Source organism: Cohnella algarum (genome assembly GCF_016937515.1).
Lineage (GTDB): Bacteria > Bacillota > Bacilli > Paenibacillales > Paenibacillaceae > Cohnella > Cohnella algarum.
On the sequence record NZ_JAFHKM010000002.1, the window covers coordinates 4,632,198 to 4,646,837 of the forward strand.

A 14,640-nucleotide genomic window follows, 5' to 3' on the forward strand; every position below is an offset into this window, starting at 1 on the left:
CCACGGTTAAAGGAGGCGCTTTTGATGGTCCAAGATGCCGATTTGACGGAAATGCTGCAAATTACCGTCTCCGACGATAAAATGCACGCGTTTTTGACGTTCAAACGGGTCGAAGGAGATATCAAGCTTACGGTGCCGGACTTGGAACTCATGTTGGCTTCGAAGGGGATCACGTACGGCATTCAAAAAGATTTGCTCGCCCAGATCGCCCACCGCCCCGCGAATTTTTTCCTGAGTCAAACCGAAGTCGCGACCGGCCTGTCTCCGCAAAAAGGAACCGACGGTTACATAACAGTGCTTTTTGAATCGGACAACCAGAATCGTACACCGACGGAACGCGAAGACGGAAGCGTAGATTATCGGGAAGTATCTCGCCTGGCCAACGTAAAGGCAGGCCAACTGATCGCGGAGCGGCATCCGCCCGGCCCGGGAATTCCCGGAAAAACGGTCACGGGAGAAGAAGTTCCGCCGAAAGAGGGAAAGGAAGCCCATTTCAAACTGGGCAAAAACGTCGTCGTCAACCCGGAAAGAACCGGGATGTACGCGGCGATCGACGGGCTCGTGACGCGTACCGACAAAGACAAGCTGAACGTATTCCCCGTATTCGAAGTGAACGGGGACGTGGATTACAATATCGGCAACATCGATTTCGTCGGAACCGTCGTCGTCAGGGGGAACGTGCTCACCGGCTTTCGGATCCGCGCATCCGGGGATATCCGCGTAACGGGCGGCATCGAAGGGGCGGACGTGGAGTCCGACGGCTCGATCGAGATCAACGGAGGCATTATCGGCAGCAACAAAGGTCTTGTCAAAGCCGGGGGCAGCGTTCGTTGTTCCTTCATTCAGGAAGGGAACGTCATGGCCGGAGAAGACGTGCTGGTGACGCAAAGCATCATGCATTCCAACGTCAGAGCCGGCCGCAACGTAATCTGCCTGGGGTCCAAAGGCCTTATCGTCGGCGGCCTGACGCAGGCGGGGGAGAAGGTCACCGCGAGAACGGTCGGCAACGCGATGTCCACCGCAACGGCGATCGAGGTCGGCGTCCGGCCGGAACTGCGGCAGGCGCTGAACGACCACCGGACCAGCATCCGGCAATTGACGGACAGCCTGGACAAGACGGACAAGGCGCTCGCCATGCTCAATCAGATGGCGGCGGCCGGCAATTTGACTCCGGACCGGCTCGCTTTGCGCATCAAGCTGACGGCAACCCAGCGTCAGACTTCGCAGGAGCTGCAGGACGCGAAGGAGGCCGTGCTCGAAATCGAAAAGACGCTCGAAGACGCGGAATCATCGAAGGTGGACGTCGTCCATACGATATATGGCGGCACGAAAATCGTCATCGGAAGGTACACCCGATTTATCAAGGATACGATCATGCGCGTGTCGTTTCGCTTTATCGACGGAGAAATCGTTCCCGTGCCTTACGTTTAACCGACTAATTTGCGAAAAAGGCGGGTGTTTAAGGTGGGCTTCAAGCCGATCGATTTGCAAACGTCCATGCCGCGGGTTACGGAAGTATCGCCTCTCCAGCAAATTCAGCAGCAGCGGCCCGCGATGGAGCAGGAGATGCTGGGTCAGCAAGCGGAGAAGCTGAGGCAGAAGCAGGCGCAGAGCAATACCAAAACGGAGGCCTCGTCGCAGCGCACGATATCGGAGCGGGAGCCCAGGCAGCAAGGGAGCAAGGACCGTTCCCGAAAAAAGCGGTCGAACGGAGAAAAGACGGAGGAAAAGGGCGATGCGTCCGGACATCCGTATAAAGGCAAACACATCGATTTCACGCTGTAACGGTTCAGGAAAGGTGGCCATTGTATGCAGCCATGGGTAAGCATCGCGTTGACGGGCGCGGCGATCGCCGGATACGGCTTGCTGCTGTTGCCCAAACCCGATCGAAAAGAAAGCTCCCCTGGCTTTCAAGCCGAAGAAGCCTACGACCGGCTGCTCACCGATCTCGAGGCCGAAAACCGGGAATTGGTCGATGCCGTCGAAAAATATAAAGCGGAGCAAGACCGGACGGTCGAACGTCTGAGCCGCCGGATCCGCGAAATGGAAAAGCAGATGTCGGAGCTCGCGGAGCGGCCGGCTGCCGCAAGCGGCGGTTCGGATTCCGGGCTTGCGGGCGTTCCGCAGGCCGGGCCGCCGGCTGCGCCGGCCGTCGAGACGTCCGCCCAGGCGGAGCCGCCGGTCACTGCGGCGGCAAGCGCGGACGATGCGGCGATCGCGGCGGAGCCGCAGTCGATTCGGGAGCGCTACGCCGAGTTGCTGAACCTCGACGCAAAGGGACGCTCCGTCGAACAGATGGCAAAGGCGCTGAACATGAACAAGGGAGAAGTGCAATTGATTTTGCAACTGGCCAAACGGGAGGCGGAACGGCTTGCGTAAGTACCGGGGCTTGATCATCGGTCTGGGACTCGGGCTTATGCTGGGGGCCGCGATGCTGCAGCTGATTTTGACCGCGGAATCGATGAGCTTGCCGAGCGGCGGCATCGCATCGGAAACGCTGGAGGAAGAAGCGGAGGCCCAAGGCTTCGCGCTCGTTCCCGCCGGAGAGAAGACGTATTCGCAGCAAGAGCTGGATCGGGCCGTCGCGGAAGCCGTGAAGAATGCGGCGGCAGGCGGCGGCACGGAGACGGGAGGAACAAGCGAAGCCGACGCCTCGGCATCTCCGTCGCCGGAGGCGTCGCCCGCGCCCGCACCCGCACCCGAGAAATTGGTGTTTTACATCCGCGCGAACGCCACCTTGAAGGAAGTGGCGACGGCGCTCAAGGGGCTTGCGCTCATCGAGGACGAGGATGCGTTCATCCGGGAAGCAAGGTCCTACAGCGGCAAGCTTCGCGTCGGTCCGAGCGTGTTCGTCGGGAAGCCGTCGTTCGAGGAAATTATCGAAGAAATTACCCGGGCCAAGTACTAGCTCTCGCGGGAGTTGTGTTGTCCCATTTTCAAAATAAGAGCCGGCGGAACGCATTGCCAGTTGTCCGCCGGTTCTTATTTTGTGTAAAATACAATTTGTAAGTGCTTACATTCGAGTTGGCGATATCGCGCTGCGATGCAAGGGGATGGCGGGCATCGCGGGAAGGGGCGAATCAGATGTACGACATATTGATCGTGGACGACGAAGCGTCCGTCCGGGAGATGATCGTCGAGCTGGTGGACTGGAACGGCCGCGGCTTCAACTGCGTCGGCCATAGCGAAAACGGAATGGATGCTTTGGAAGCGGCGATCCGTCTTCGCCCCGACGTCGTGCTGACCGATATTTGCATGCCGTTCATGGACGGGCTCGAGCTTGCCCGCAGGCTCTCCGACGAGCTTCCCCGCTGCAGGGTCGTGTTCCTGACCGGGCATGACGATTTCGAATACGCCAGGCAGGCGGTAAGGCTCGGGGCCGAGGATTATTTGATGAAGCCGATGACGGCGGCCGAACTTTGCGCGCTGCTTGACCGGCTGCGGCAGCAGCTGGACGAGGAACGTTACCGGCTCGAGGATATGGACCGTCTGCGCCGGCAATTGAACGAAAGCTTTCCGGTTTTGCGGGAGCGCTTTCTTGAACGGCTAGTCATTGCGGGCGTGCGCAAAGGGGAAGCGGAGGAACGGCTTGCCTATTTCGGGATCGACCTGGGCGGACCGGATTACGTCGTGCTCGCGGTCGATCCGGACCGGTTCGACGACCGGCTCGGCGCCGAAGATCGGGAGCTGCTCCGGTTCGCCGTCTATAATATCGTGCAGGAGCTGACGGGAGCAGAGGCTGCGCCAGCCGTATTTCAAAGCCGCGAGGAGCGGGTGCTCGCGGTTTTGTCGGGCGACGCGTCGCGCGATCTGGAAGCGCGCGCGCAGCATCTCGCGGAGCAAATTCGCGACGCGGCCGAGCGGTATTTGCCGATTACGGTGACGTCCGGCATCGGGCGGCCGGCTTGCGGCCTGCGGGATTTGCCGCGCTCCTATGCGGAAGCCGCGACGGCGCTCGAATATCGTCTGCTGCTCGGCGGCAACCGGGTGATCGGCATTTCCGACATGGAAGGGAGGGAGAGCGCCCTTTATTTCGAGTCGGCGCAAGAAGAGAAGAAGCTGGTCACGGCGATCCGGACGGGAAACGCGAGCGAAGCGGAAGCGGCGATCTCGGAAACGTTCGCCCGGCTGCGCGGCGCGTTTCCGACCGTCGAGCGCTGCCGGATCCAAATTCAGAAATGGATCATGGCAATCGTCCAAACCGTGGCGGAGCTCGGGGGAGACGAGTCGGAGGCGTTCGGCCATCAAGCCCATCCGTTCGACATCCTGTCCTCCTGCAAGACGCTGGACGAAATCGAACGCCGCCTGACCGAGGCGGCGCGGCGGGCGATCGCCGCCGTATCCGCGGCCCGGACCGATTTTTGCCGGCTGCAGATGCTGAACGCGGAAGCTTTTATCCGGGAGCGATACGGCGACCCGGAGCTTTCGCTCAAGACGATATGCCGGCATCTGCACATGAGCACGAGTTATTTCAGCGCCGAATTCAAACGCCATACCGGCAAGACGTTCGTGGAGTACGTGACCGCCGAACGGATCGCCAAGGCGAAGGAGCTGCTCAAGCTTACCGATGCGAAGACATACGAAATCGCGGCGAAAGTCGGCTATAAAGACCCGCATTACTTCAGCCTCATTTTCAAAAAAGCGACCGGAGAGACGCCGAAGGAGCATCGGCAGAAGGCGGCCATGCCATGATGGCGCCCATGAGGAGGCTTTCTTTCGGCAGCATTCAGACGAACATGGCGGCCGCGTTCGCGAGCCTGATTTTGCTGACGGTGCTGCTGCTCGGTTTTATCGCTTACCAGCTGTCGACGGCGGCCGTCCGGAGGTCCGCGGAAGATTACACGGCCGAGCTTGTCCGGCAGGTGAACGCGAACATCCGAACCTATGTCGACAACATGCGAACGATATCGTCCCTCGCGCTGAACAACCGCGACGTCCGCTCGTTCGTCGCGGGCTTGGACGCGCTGCCGGAGGACGAGCGCCGGGCGACGGAGGAGCGAATCTCGGACTTTTTTCGCTCGATCCTCCTTTCCCGAAACGACATCGCCTCGATCCAGATCGCGGGCTATGACGGCTCGTTCGTCTCCGACCGGCGGGAAGCGAAGCTTAACCCATACGTCAGCATACCGGAGCAATCGTGGTACAAGCTGGCCCGTGCCGCGGAAGGCGGCATCGTCGTTTCTTCGTCGCACATTCAGCCTATTTACAGGAACGAGTATCGCTGGGTCGTGTCGCTCAGCCGCGAATTGCGCCGGGACGATGGAACCGGGGTGGGCATCCTGCTCGTCGATCTCAACTTCAACGTGATGAACGACATGCTGTCGCAAATCGATTTGGGACAACGCGGCTACGTATTTATCGTCAGCGATGACGGCAATCTCGTCTACCACCCGCAGCAGCAGCTCGTGTACAGCGGCTTGAAGACGGAGCGCATCGACGACGTTCTTCGCCGGGGCGGCGGCAGCTTCGAGACGGACGAAGGAAGCCAAAGCCGGATTTATACGATCCAGGACAGCGGCTTCGGCTGGAAAATCGTCGGCGTCTCGTACGTGAGCGAGCTTGTCGGCAACAAGCGCCAGATGGACCTCTCGCTTCTGGCGTGGGGCGGGTTTTGCCTGCTCGTCGCGATCGCGCTGTCCGTGCTGCTCTCCCGCGGGCTTTCCCGTCCGATCAAGCGGCTGCAGGAACGAATGCGCGAGGTCGAGCGCGGCAATCTGGACATATACGTGCCGCCGGACGGACAGCGGGAAATCGGGCTGCTTGCGCGCACGTTCAATATGATGGTGGCCCAAATCAAGGAGCTGATGAGTCAGGTGGTGCGGGAGCAGGAGTTCAAGCGCCGAAGCGAGCTGAACGCGCTGCAGGCGCAGATCAATCCGCATTTTCTGTACAACACGCTCGATTCGATCGTCTGGATGGCCGAAGCGAAAAAATCGGAGGAAGTCGTGCTTATGGCGTCCGCGTTGGCCCGCTTGTTCCGCAGCTCGATCAGCAAAGACCGGGAGCTTGTTCCCGTGCGAACGGAAATCGAACATATCGCGAACTATTTGACGATTCAGAAGATGCGCTACAAAAATAAAATCGATTACCGCATCGACGTCGATTCGGCCATTCTCGACTGTTTGACGATCAAGGTGCTGCTGCAGCCGCTCGTCGAAAACGCGATTTACCACGGGCTGAAAAACAAATACGGTCCCGGATGCATCGCGATCTCCGGCGAACGCGTTGCAGACCGCATCGTCTTTCGGATCGCGGACGACGGCGTCGGCATGGACGAGGACATGCTGGCGAAGCTGATGCGCCCGGACGCCCGGAAAGCCGACGGCCGAGGGATCGGCGTCGCGAACGTGCGCGAGCGGATCCGGCTTCACTTCGGTCCCGAGTTCGGACTGGTTTACGAGAGCGAGCCCGAGGAAGGGACGACGGTAACGGTGACGATTCCCGCCGTGGAGCCGCGCGAGGAAGAACGGTGCGACAAGGCCTCCGGCGAGCCGGAGGGGGGAAGGGAGGCCGCGCCATGACGACCGGAGTCCGGGGATGGGGGCGGCTGCTGACGCTGCTGCTCGCGCTTGCGGCGGCCGGCGGGGCGGTTTATTGCGCGACCGGCCGGCTCGCGGATATGGGAGGCGGGAGCGACAGGCCCCGCATCGTCGTCATTATCAAGGAATCGAAATCGATGGAGTTTTGGCAGGTGTTCGAAAGCGGGGCGGAAGCCGCGGCCAAGGAATTCGAAGCGGATATCGCGGTGATCGGGCCCGGCAAGGAAACCGACGTCGACGCGCAAATCGCGATGGCGGAGAAGGCGGCGGCCGAAAGGCCAGACGCGATCGTTCTCGCGGCGGCGGACTACAACCGTCTCGCGCCGGCCGCCGAAACGATCGGCAAGCTCGGCATCCCGCTGATCATGGCCGATTCGGCGGTGAACAGCGATCGCCCGAAAAGCTTTATCGCGACGGACAACGTGGCGGCGGGCGAAAAGGTCGGCCGATTGATGGCGGAGCAGCTGTCGGCCACCGGAGGAAAAGTCGCCGTCATGAGCTTCGTTCAAGGATCGGCGTCGCAAATCGACCGGGAGCGGGGCGTGCGCAACGCGCTGGAGAAGGCGCCGGGCGTCGAGGTAGTCGGCACGTTTTACAGCGACGGCATCGAACGGAAAGCCTACGAGACGACGCTCGAGCTGCTGAAGGAGCACCCCGATCTGAAGGGCATCGTCGGTCTGAACGAGGCGTCGTCCGTCGGCCCGGGAAAGGCGCTTCGCGACGCCGGCGCGGCCGGGCGGGTCAAGCTGGTCGGCTTCGACAGCTCGGTCGAGGAGGTCAAGCTGCTCGAAGAGGGCGTCATGCAGGGGACGATCGTGCAGCGGCCGTTCAATATGGGCTACCTGGGCGTCAAAACGGCGGTTCAAGCGATCCGGGGCGAGAAGGTGCCGAAGACGATCGACACGGGTTCCGTGATCATTACGAAGGCGAACATGTACGAGGACGAAAATCAAAAGCTGCTCTTCCCGTTCGTGGGAGAGTAGCTTTTTTCGCATTAGGCAAGCTGGGGGAGCGATCGTAAAATATTCGACTTTTTACGGAAGTTTTTCTATTCTTCTCGGAATTGAATCCGCTTACAATCAAGGCGTTAAGTTGAAATACCATGCCGGTTTCGACGGCGGGAAGGGGAGTGGCTTTGGAGATGAGCGAAATACGGGTCCGGATGGAGGACATCAGCAAATCGTTCCCCGGCGTCAAGGCGCTCGACCGGTGCCGGTTCGAGCTCCGGGCCGGCGAAGTGCACGCGCTCGTGGGCGAGAACGGCGCCGGCAAGTCGACGATGATGAAGGTTCTCACCGGGGTTTATACGAAAGATTCCGGATCGATCCGGTACATGGGGCGGGAGTTCGAGCCTGTCGGGACGAAAGCGGCGCAGGACGCGGGCATTATCATGATTCACCAGGAGCTCAACCTGGCGCAGGATTTGACCGTCGCGCAAAACATTTTCATCGGCCGGGAACCGCGGATCGCCGGATTGTTCCTCGACGAGAAGCGGCAGGAGCGGATGGCCCGGGAACTGCTGGACCGGCTGCGTCTGAACGTGGATCCGCGGGCGCCGGTGTCGAAGCTCACGGTCGCCAAGCAGCAGATGGTGGAAATCGCCAAGGCGCTCTCCTTCGACGCCAAGGTGCTGATCATGGACGAACCGACAGCCGCGCTGAGCGATTCGGAGATCGAGGACTTGTTCGCGATCGTCAACCGGCTTCGGCGGGAAGGCGTAGGGATCGTCTACATTTCCCACCGGATGGACGAACTGAAGACGATCGCGGACCGCATCACGGTGATGAGGGACGGCGCCTACATCGATACCGTTCACGCGGCGGACGTGACGAGCGACCGGATCATTTCGATGATGGTCGGCCGGGAGTTCTATTACAGCAAACGCTCCGACATCGCCTCCGGCGGCGGGGAGGTCGTCCTCGAGGCGAAGGGGCTCAGTCGGGGGAAGACGCTGAAAAACGTCGATTTCCGGCTGAAAAAAGGCGAAATTCTCGGTTTTGCCGGCCTGGTCGGGGCGGGGAGGACCGAAGTGGCGAGAGCGGTGTTCGGAGCGGACCCCGTGGATTCGGGGGACATTTACGTCCGCGGCAAAAAGGTCAAGCTCAGAAGCCCGTACGACGCGGTGCGCCACGGCATCGGCTATTTGTCCGAAGACCGCAAGCGGTTCGGCTGCATCGTCGACATGGACGTCAAGACGAACGCGACGATCGCCGCTCTCCGCTCGTTTTGCGGGCCGCTCGGCGTCATGAAGGACAAAGCGATCGCCGGATCGTCCGAAAGAACCGTCGAGAAGCTTCGGGTGAAAACGCCCGGAATCGGGCAGAAAATGAAGCTTCTGTCCGGCGGCAACCAGCAAAAAGTCGTCATCGGCAAATGGCTGACCCGCGACTGCGACATCCTCATTTTCGACGAGCCGACGCGAGGCATCGACGTCGGGGCCAAAAGCGAAATTTACAAGCTGCTCGACGAGCTTGCGGCGCAGGGTAAATCGATCATTATGATTTCTTCGGAGCTGCCGGAAATATTGCGGCTGAGTCACCGGATCGTCGTCATGTGCGAAGGGCGCATTACGGGCGAGCTCTCGCACGACGAAGCGTCCCAGGAAGCCATCATGCGTCTTGCCACGAAGCATATGGCGTAGGCCGGAGGCTTCGGGCGACAGAAACAACAAAGGGGGAAACGGATATGAATCCGTCCGTCGCAACGACCAAGGCGTCATCCCGCTTCCGCATTCCGCCGGGAGCGCTGCAGCAATTGCTGGCCTTTGCCAGCCTGATCGTTCTCGTTGTCGTGTTTTCGCTTTCCTCGGGCAATTTCCTGCAGTTTTCCAACATCGTCGGCATTTTGATGTCGACGGCGGTCATCGGCGTTTTGGCGCTCGGGTCCACGTTCGTCATCATTACCGGCGGCATCGACCTTTCGGTCGGCACCGTCATGACGCTAAGCGCCGTCATGACCGGGGTGTTCATCACATTTTGGGGAATGCCGGTGGCAGTCGGCGTCGTCGGGGGCGTTTTGACCGGCGCGCTGTGCGGCTTTCTGTCCGGCGTCTTCGTCTCGAAGCTGAAAATTCCCCCGTTCATCGCGACGCTGGCGATGATGATGGTCGCCAAGGGACTTGCGCTTGTCATTTCCGGCGCCAAGCCGATTTATTTTACGGATCCGCACGCGACGAATTTCTCGCGAATTTCGCTCGGCAGCTTGCTCGGCATTCCATTCGCCGTGCTCGTCTTTTTCGGGGCGGCGATCGTCGGCGGTCTCGTGTTGTCCAAGACGATCGTCGGGAGGTACAATTTCGCGCTCGGCAGCAACGAGGAAGCGACCCGGCTTTCCGGCGTCAACGTCAACTTCTGGAAAATCGTCATTTATACGATCACCGGGACGTTTACGGGTCTCGCCGGCGTTCTCATCGCCTCGCGCCTGAACTCGGCGAATCCGGCTCTTGGCCAGGGCTACGAGCTGGAGGCGATCGCGGCCGTCGTCATCGGCGGCACCTCGCTCAGCGGGGGCAAGGGGACGATCGTCGGCACGGTGATCGGCGCCCTCATCATGAGCGTGCTCACCAACGGTCTCCGCATTTTGTCGGTGCCCCAGGAATGGCAGACGGTCGTCGTTGGCCTGGTCATTTTACTGGCGGTATATACGGACATTTTGCGCCGCCGGAAATCGGCGTAACGGTCCGGCGCGGCTTCCGCCGTCCGGCGAGCCGGGCGGGGAAGCGAAGGCCGCTTTTGAAGCGGCTGCGGACCTTCATCAATCATATCTTGTTGCCTTGACAGGGACAAAAAGGGGAGAAAACGGGGATGAGAAAAACATTCGGGAAATTCGTTGCCGGCGCGTCGGCTCTGGCGCTGTTGGGGTCGCTGCTCGCCGCCTGCGGGACGAACGCTTCGCAGAACGCCTCCGGGGGCGCCGGGGAAGCCGGAGGAGACGGCGGCAAAATGTATATTCCGATCGTATCCAAAGGCTTCCAGCACCAGTTTTGGCAGGCGGTCAAGCAGGGGGCCGAGAAGGCGGCCGCGGAGCTGAACGTCGAAATCACGTTCGAAGGGCCGGAGTCCGAATCCCAGGTCGACAAGCAAATCGAAATGCTGCAGGTCGCGCTTGACAAAAAGCCGGACGCCATCGGCTTCGCGGCGCTTGACAGCAAAGCCTCGGCTCCGCTGCTGGAGCAGGCGAAGGCGAATGACATTCCGGTCGTCGCCTTCGATTCCGGCGTGGAAAGCGACATCCCGGTCGCGACCGCGGCGACCGACAATATCGCCGCCGCGGGACTTGCCGCGGACAAGATGGCCGAGCTGATCGGCGGCGAGGGCGAAATCGCGATGATCGTGCACGATCAGACGAGCCGTACCGGCGTCGACCGCCGCGACGGCTTCAAAAACCGGATCGAGGAGAAATACCCGAACATCAAAATCGTCGACATTCAGTACGGCGGCGGCGATCATCTGAAGTCGACGGACCTGGCGAAGGCGATCATGCAGGCGCATCCGAATCTGAAAGGCTTCTTCGGGGCGAACGAAGGCTCGGCCATCGGCGTCCTGAACGCCGTCAAGGAAATGAACATGCAAGGCAAAATCACGATTATCGGATACGATTCGGGCAAACAGCAGATCGACGCGATCAAAAACGGCGAAATGGCCGGCGCTATTACGCAAAATCCGATCGGCATCGGCTATGAAACAGTCAAGGCGGCCGTCGCGGCGGCAAAGGGCGAAACCGTCGAACCGAACATCGACACCGGATTTTTCTACTACGACAAATCGAACATCGACGACGAAGAGATCAAGGCCGTTTTGTACGAATAGAAGCCTGAGGGATGCCATGCCAAAGTCCGGCGGGCATGAAAGCAAGAGAGGCGGCGAAGGGAACATGAACGTGGAATTTTACATCGATACGGCGGATCTCGCGCAAATTCGGGAGGCGATGTCGTGGGGCGTGCTCGACGGGGTGACGACCAACCCGTCGATCGTCGCCCGGGAAAAGCGCGGCTTCGAGGAGCTGATTCGGGATATCGGGCGCGCGACGACCGGCAAGGTGTGGTGCGAAGCCGTCGGCGCGAATGCCGACGCCATGGTCGAGGAAGCGCGCGCCTTCCGGCAATGGGCCGACCGCGTCGTCGTCAAGCTGCCGATGGGCGCGGAGGGTGTCAAGGCGGCGAGCCGGCTGGCGAAAGAAGGCATCGAGACGAACATGACGCTCGTCTACTCGGTCGGCCAGGCGGTGCTGGCGGCCAAAGCAGGAGTTCAATACGTCAGTCCCTACCTCGGGCGTGTCGACGACGTCGCCTGGTCGGGAGCCGAGCTGATCGGCGGCATCGCGAGAACGTTCTCGCGCCTTAGCCTTCCGACGAAGGTGATCGCGGCCAGCGTCCGCGGGCCGCAGCAGGTGCTGGATATGCTGAATATCGGCGTCCACGCGGTGACGACGTCCTACCCCGTTTGGGCGGCCATGATGAAGCATCCGATGACCGATATCGGGCTGGAGGGCTTTATGCGGGACTGGAAGGAAGCCGGATTATAGCCTGCCGGCGCGTTGTGGATCGCATGGCCGGTTCGGGCCGCCTGGAGCTGGACGTTCCGCGGCCGAACCGGCCTTTCGCTTGCAATTAGGAGGTAGACGATTCGAATCTGGGGGTGAATTCGGCAATGCCGCGCTATATTATGGCTCATGATTTGGGAACGTCCGGTCACAAATGCTCGGTGTTCGACGAGACCGGGCATGCGGTCGCGTGGGCTTCCTTGGCCTATCCGACTTATTACGGGGAGGGCGGCGAAGCCGAGCAGCATCCCGACGACTGGTGGGATGCCGTCGTCCGCTCGACGCGCCTCGTGCTGGATCGCGTCCGGCCATCCGACATCGCCGCGGTCGGCTTCAGCGCTCACATGATGGCCGTCTGTCCGGCGGACCGCTGCGGCCGCCCGCTCGGCCGGGCCCTCATTCACGCGGATACGCGCAGCGCTCCTCTTGCGGGCGAAGCGTTCCGGCTGCTTGACGCCGACCGTTTGTACGAGCGGACGGGCAACCGGCTCGACAGCCGCTATCCGCTGCTCAAGCTGATGTGGCTCAAGCGCCGCCGTCCCGACGCATATCGCGAGGCGGCGTACTTTTTGCAGCCGAAAGATTATCTTGCGGGGCGCATGTCCGGGACGTTCGGCGTCACCGATTATTCGGACGCCTCGCTGACCGGGCTTTTCGACATTCACGGCTGCCGCTGGGACGACGGGATCGCGGAGGCGTTCGGCATCGACCGGGCGAAACTGCCGGACATCGTGCCGTCGGCGACGCTCGTCGGCGGCGTAACGGCGGAAGCGGCGGCGGAAACCGGGCTCGCGCCGGGCACGCCGGTCGCGCTCGGAGGCGGCGACGGCTCGTGCGCCGCGCTCGGCGCCGGCGCGATCGCGCCGGGGGAAGCGTACGTCTATATCGGGACGACCGCCTGGGTGTCTCGCGCGGCCGCGGCGCCGGCAGCGGACGAAAAAAAACGGATTTTCACGATGTGCGGACCGGAGGCCGGGCTATACTACGGAATCGGGACGATGCAGGCGGCCGGGGCCGCCCATCAATGGGCGGCGCGGGAGCTCGGCTCGCGCGGGGCGCCGCAGGAGGACCCGTATGTACGGTTGGAGGAAGAAATCGGGCGGCTGCCATGGGGCTCGAACGGCCTCGTGTTCCATCCGTATTTGCAAGGCGAGCGGTCTCCGGTCTGGAACGAGGAGGCGCGAGGCCTGTTTTTCGGCCTGGAATCGGGTCACACCCGGTTCCATATGGCGCGGGCGGTGATGGAGGGGGTCGGATACGGGCTGCGCTCGATCGCCGAGGCGCTTCGGGGAACCGAACCCGCGGCCTGCTACGCGGCGATCGGCGGCGGCATGAAAAGCCCGGCGTGGCGGGAAATCGTCGCATCCGCCCTTGACGCGCCGATCCGGGTGCCGGCCCAAACGGAGGCGGCGACGTCGCTCGGCGCCGCGATGGCGGCCGGGGTGGCCGTCGGCATGTTCGCGGATTATGCGGACGCCCGGCGCCGGTTCGCGCGGGAGACGGCCGAAATCGCGCCGAAGGCCGACCGCGGGCGGGTGCTGGAAGGATACCGGCTTTACGTCGAGCTTTACGAAAGGCTGCGCGATTTGTACCCGCGTCTGCGGACGCTTCGCGGCTATTGATTCTTCAGGCACGATATGGTATAGTATCATGCAGTGTGAAAAAACGCACGCCGTTCAATTTCGCCGGCGGTGCTCTTCCTAGGTTCCTGCAAGGGGAGTTCCGGCGAAAGACGCGAAGCGGCGGAGGAGATTCACCTAAAACCATTTTACGGAGGTGCAGGAAAGATGGCAGTTATTTCCATGAAACAGCTTTTGGAAGCAGGGGTACACTTCGGACACCAAACCCGTCGCTGGAACCCGAAAATGGCGAAGTTCATCTTTACCGAACGGAACGGCATTTACATTATTGACCTGCAAAAAACGGTCAAAAAAGTCGACGAAGCTTACAATTTCGTACGCCAGCTCGCCGAGCAGGGCGGAACGATGCTGTTTGTCGGCACGAAGAAGCAAGCGCAAGATTCCGTTAAAGAAGAAGCGGAGCGCAGCGGTCAATTTTACATCAACCAACGCTGGCTGGGCGGCACCCTGACGAACTTCTCGACGATTCAAAAGCGGACCGACCGTCTGCACCAGTTGGATAAATGGGAAGAAGACGGCACGTTCGAACGCCTTCCGAAGAAGGAAGTCATCATTCTCCGCAAGGAAAAAGAGCGTCTCGAAAAGTTCCTCGGCGGCATCAAGAACATGCGCAAGCTGCCTGACGCGCTGTTCATCATCGATCCGCGCAAAGAACGCATCGCCGTGGCCGAAGCCCGCAAGCTCGGCATTCCGATCGTCGGCATCGTCGATACGAACTGCGATCCGGACGAGATCGATTACATCATCCCGGGCAACGACGACGCGATCCGCGCTGTGAAGCTGTTGACGTCCAAAATGGCCGACGCCATCGTCGAAGCGCATCAAGGCGAAGAGACGACGGCTTAAGCGAAGCGATCACAGGGCGGTCAGAAGAGAACCTTCTTGCCGCCCTTTTTTTACGAAACATAAGCATCTTTAAA

At 61.1% G+C, this 14,640-nt stretch carries 13 protein-coding genes; all 13 read left to right on the forward strand.

Annotation, left to right across the window (positions count from 1 at the left end; all coding sequences use genetic code 11):
* Positions 1 to 24 precede the first annotated feature (24 nt).
* The 13 genes from JW799_RS20890 (at position 25) to rpsB (ending at position 14,566) form a co-directional block, all read left to right on the forward strand.
* Positions 25 to 1,431 carry a DUF342 domain-containing protein gene (locus tag JW799_RS20890; protein WP_205431511.1) on the forward strand — a complete coding sequence of 469 codons (1,407 nt, stop codon included), beginning with the start codon at positions 25 to 27 and terminating at the stop codon, positions 1,429 to 1,431.
* Between the two features lie 33 nt (positions 1,432 to 1,464).
* Positions 1,465 to 1,785, forward strand: a complete 321-nt coding sequence (locus JW799_RS20895) for a hypothetical protein (RefSeq protein ID WP_080839884.1) — start codon at positions 1,465 to 1,467, stop codon at positions 1,783 to 1,785.
* A 24-nt stretch (positions 1,786 to 1,809) separates the two neighbouring features.
* On the forward strand, positions 1,810 to 2,379 hold the full coding sequence (locus JW799_RS20900) for a DUF6115 domain-containing protein (RefSeq protein ID WP_080839882.1): 570 nt from the start codon (positions 1,810 to 1,812) through the stop codon (positions 2,377 to 2,379).
* Positions 2,372 to 2,908, forward strand: coding sequence for a hypothetical protein (locus tag JW799_RS20905; RefSeq protein ID WP_080839879.1), 537 nt, complete (start codon positions 2,372 to 2,374; stop codon positions 2,906 to 2,908). The genes JW799_RS20900 and JW799_RS20905 overlap by 8 nt, the downstream gene beginning before the upstream one ends.
* Positions 2,909 to 3,084: 176 nt before the next feature.
* A complete protein-coding gene (locus JW799_RS20910; RefSeq protein ID WP_205431514.1) occupies positions 3,085 to 4,692 on the forward strand; it encodes a response regulator in 1,608 nt (535 codons plus the stop codon).
* Entirely contained in the window at positions 4,689 to 6,521 is a 1,833-nt protein-coding gene (locus tag JW799_RS20915; protein ID WP_338026305.1) for a sensor histidine kinase, read from the forward strand. The genes JW799_RS20910 and JW799_RS20915 overlap by 4 nt, the downstream gene beginning before the upstream one ends.
* The gene (locus JW799_RS20920) at positions 6,518 to 7,522 is read left to right on the forward strand and encodes a substrate-binding domain-containing protein (RefSeq protein WP_205431516.1); all 1,005 of its coding nucleotides are present in this window, start codon (positions 6,518 to 6,520) and stop codon (positions 7,520 to 7,522) included. Before JW799_RS20915 ends, JW799_RS20920 begins: the two co-directional genes overlap by 4 nt.
* Positions 7,523 to 7,680: 158 nt before the next feature.
* A complete protein-coding gene (locus JW799_RS20925) occupies positions 7,681 to 9,180 on the forward strand; it encodes a sugar ABC transporter ATP-binding protein (protein ID WP_205431518.1) in 1,500 nt (499 codons plus the stop codon).
* 44 nt (positions 9,181 to 9,224) lie between these two features.
* Entirely contained in the window at positions 9,225 to 10,214 is a 990-nt protein-coding gene (locus tag JW799_RS20930; RefSeq protein ID WP_205431521.1) for an ABC transporter permease, read from the forward strand.
* Positions 10,215 to 10,342: 128 nt separating this feature from the next.
* Positions 10,343 to 11,347, forward strand: coding sequence for an ABC transporter substrate-binding protein (locus JW799_RS20935; protein WP_205431523.1), 1,005 nt, complete (start codon positions 10,343 to 10,345; stop codon positions 11,345 to 11,347).
* A gap of 64 nt (positions 11,348 to 11,411) precedes the next feature.
* Complete coding sequence (locus tag JW799_RS20940) at positions 11,412 to 12,062, forward strand: transaldolase family protein (RefSeq protein WP_205431525.1); 651 nt, start codon at positions 11,412 to 11,414, stop codon at positions 12,060 to 12,062.
* A gap of 125 nt (positions 12,063 to 12,187) precedes the next feature.
* Positions 12,188 to 13,702, forward strand: a complete 1,515-nt coding sequence (locus JW799_RS20945; RefSeq protein WP_205431527.1) for a xylulokinase — start codon at positions 12,188 to 12,190, stop codon at positions 13,700 to 13,702.
* A 165-nt stretch (positions 13,703 to 13,867) separates the two neighbouring features.
* Positions 13,868 to 14,566, forward strand: a complete 699-nt coding sequence (gene rpsB / locus JW799_RS20950; protein ID WP_205431529.1) for a 30S ribosomal protein S2 — start codon at positions 13,868 to 13,870, stop codon at positions 14,564 to 14,566.
* The last annotated feature ends 74 nt before the right edge of the window (positions 14,567 to 14,640 follow it).

What these genes read in the sequence shown, in the direction of transcription:
- JW799_RS20890 (WP_205431511.1), top strand. Translation starts at nt 25, where the DNA reads ATGGTCCAAGATGCCGATTTGACGGAAATGCTGCAAATTACCGTCTCC.
- JW799_RS20900 (WP_080839882.1), top strand. Translation starts at nt 1,810, where the DNA reads ATGCAGCCATGGGTAAGCATCGCGTTGACGGGCGCGGCGATCGCCGGA.
- JW799_RS20910 (WP_205431514.1), top strand. Translation starts at nt 3,085, where the DNA reads ATGTACGACATATTGATCGTGGACGACGAAGCGTCCGTCCGGGAGATG.
- JW799_RS20915 (WP_338026305.1), top strand. Translation starts at nt 4,689, where the DNA reads ATGATGGCGCCCATGAGGAGGCTTTCTTTCGGCAGCATTCAGACGAAC.
- JW799_RS20920 (WP_205431516.1), top strand. Translation starts at nt 6,518, where the DNA reads ATGACGACCGGAGTCCGGGGATGGGGGCGGCTGCTGACGCTGCTGCTC.
- JW799_RS20925 (WP_205431518.1), top strand. Translation starts at nt 7,681, where the DNA reads ATGAGCGAAATACGGGTCCGGATGGAGGACATCAGCAAATCGTTCCCC.
- JW799_RS20930 (WP_205431521.1), top strand. Translation starts at nt 9,225, where the DNA reads ATGAATCCGTCCGTCGCAACGACCAAGGCGTCATCCCGCTTCCGCATT.
- JW799_RS20935 (WP_205431523.1), top strand. Translation starts at nt 10,343, where the DNA reads ATGAGAAAAACATTCGGGAAATTCGTTGCCGGCGCGTCGGCTCTGGCG.
- JW799_RS20940 (WP_205431525.1), top strand. Translation starts at nt 11,412, where the DNA reads ATGAACGTGGAATTTTACATCGATACGGCGGATCTCGCGCAAATTCGG.
- JW799_RS20945 (WP_205431527.1), top strand. Translation starts at nt 12,188, where the DNA reads ATGCCGCGCTATATTATGGCTCATGATTTGGGAACGTCCGGTCACAAA.
- rpsB (WP_205431529.1), top strand. Translation starts at nt 13,868, where the DNA reads ATGGCAGTTATTTCCATGAAACAGCTTTTGGAAGCAGGGGTACACTTC.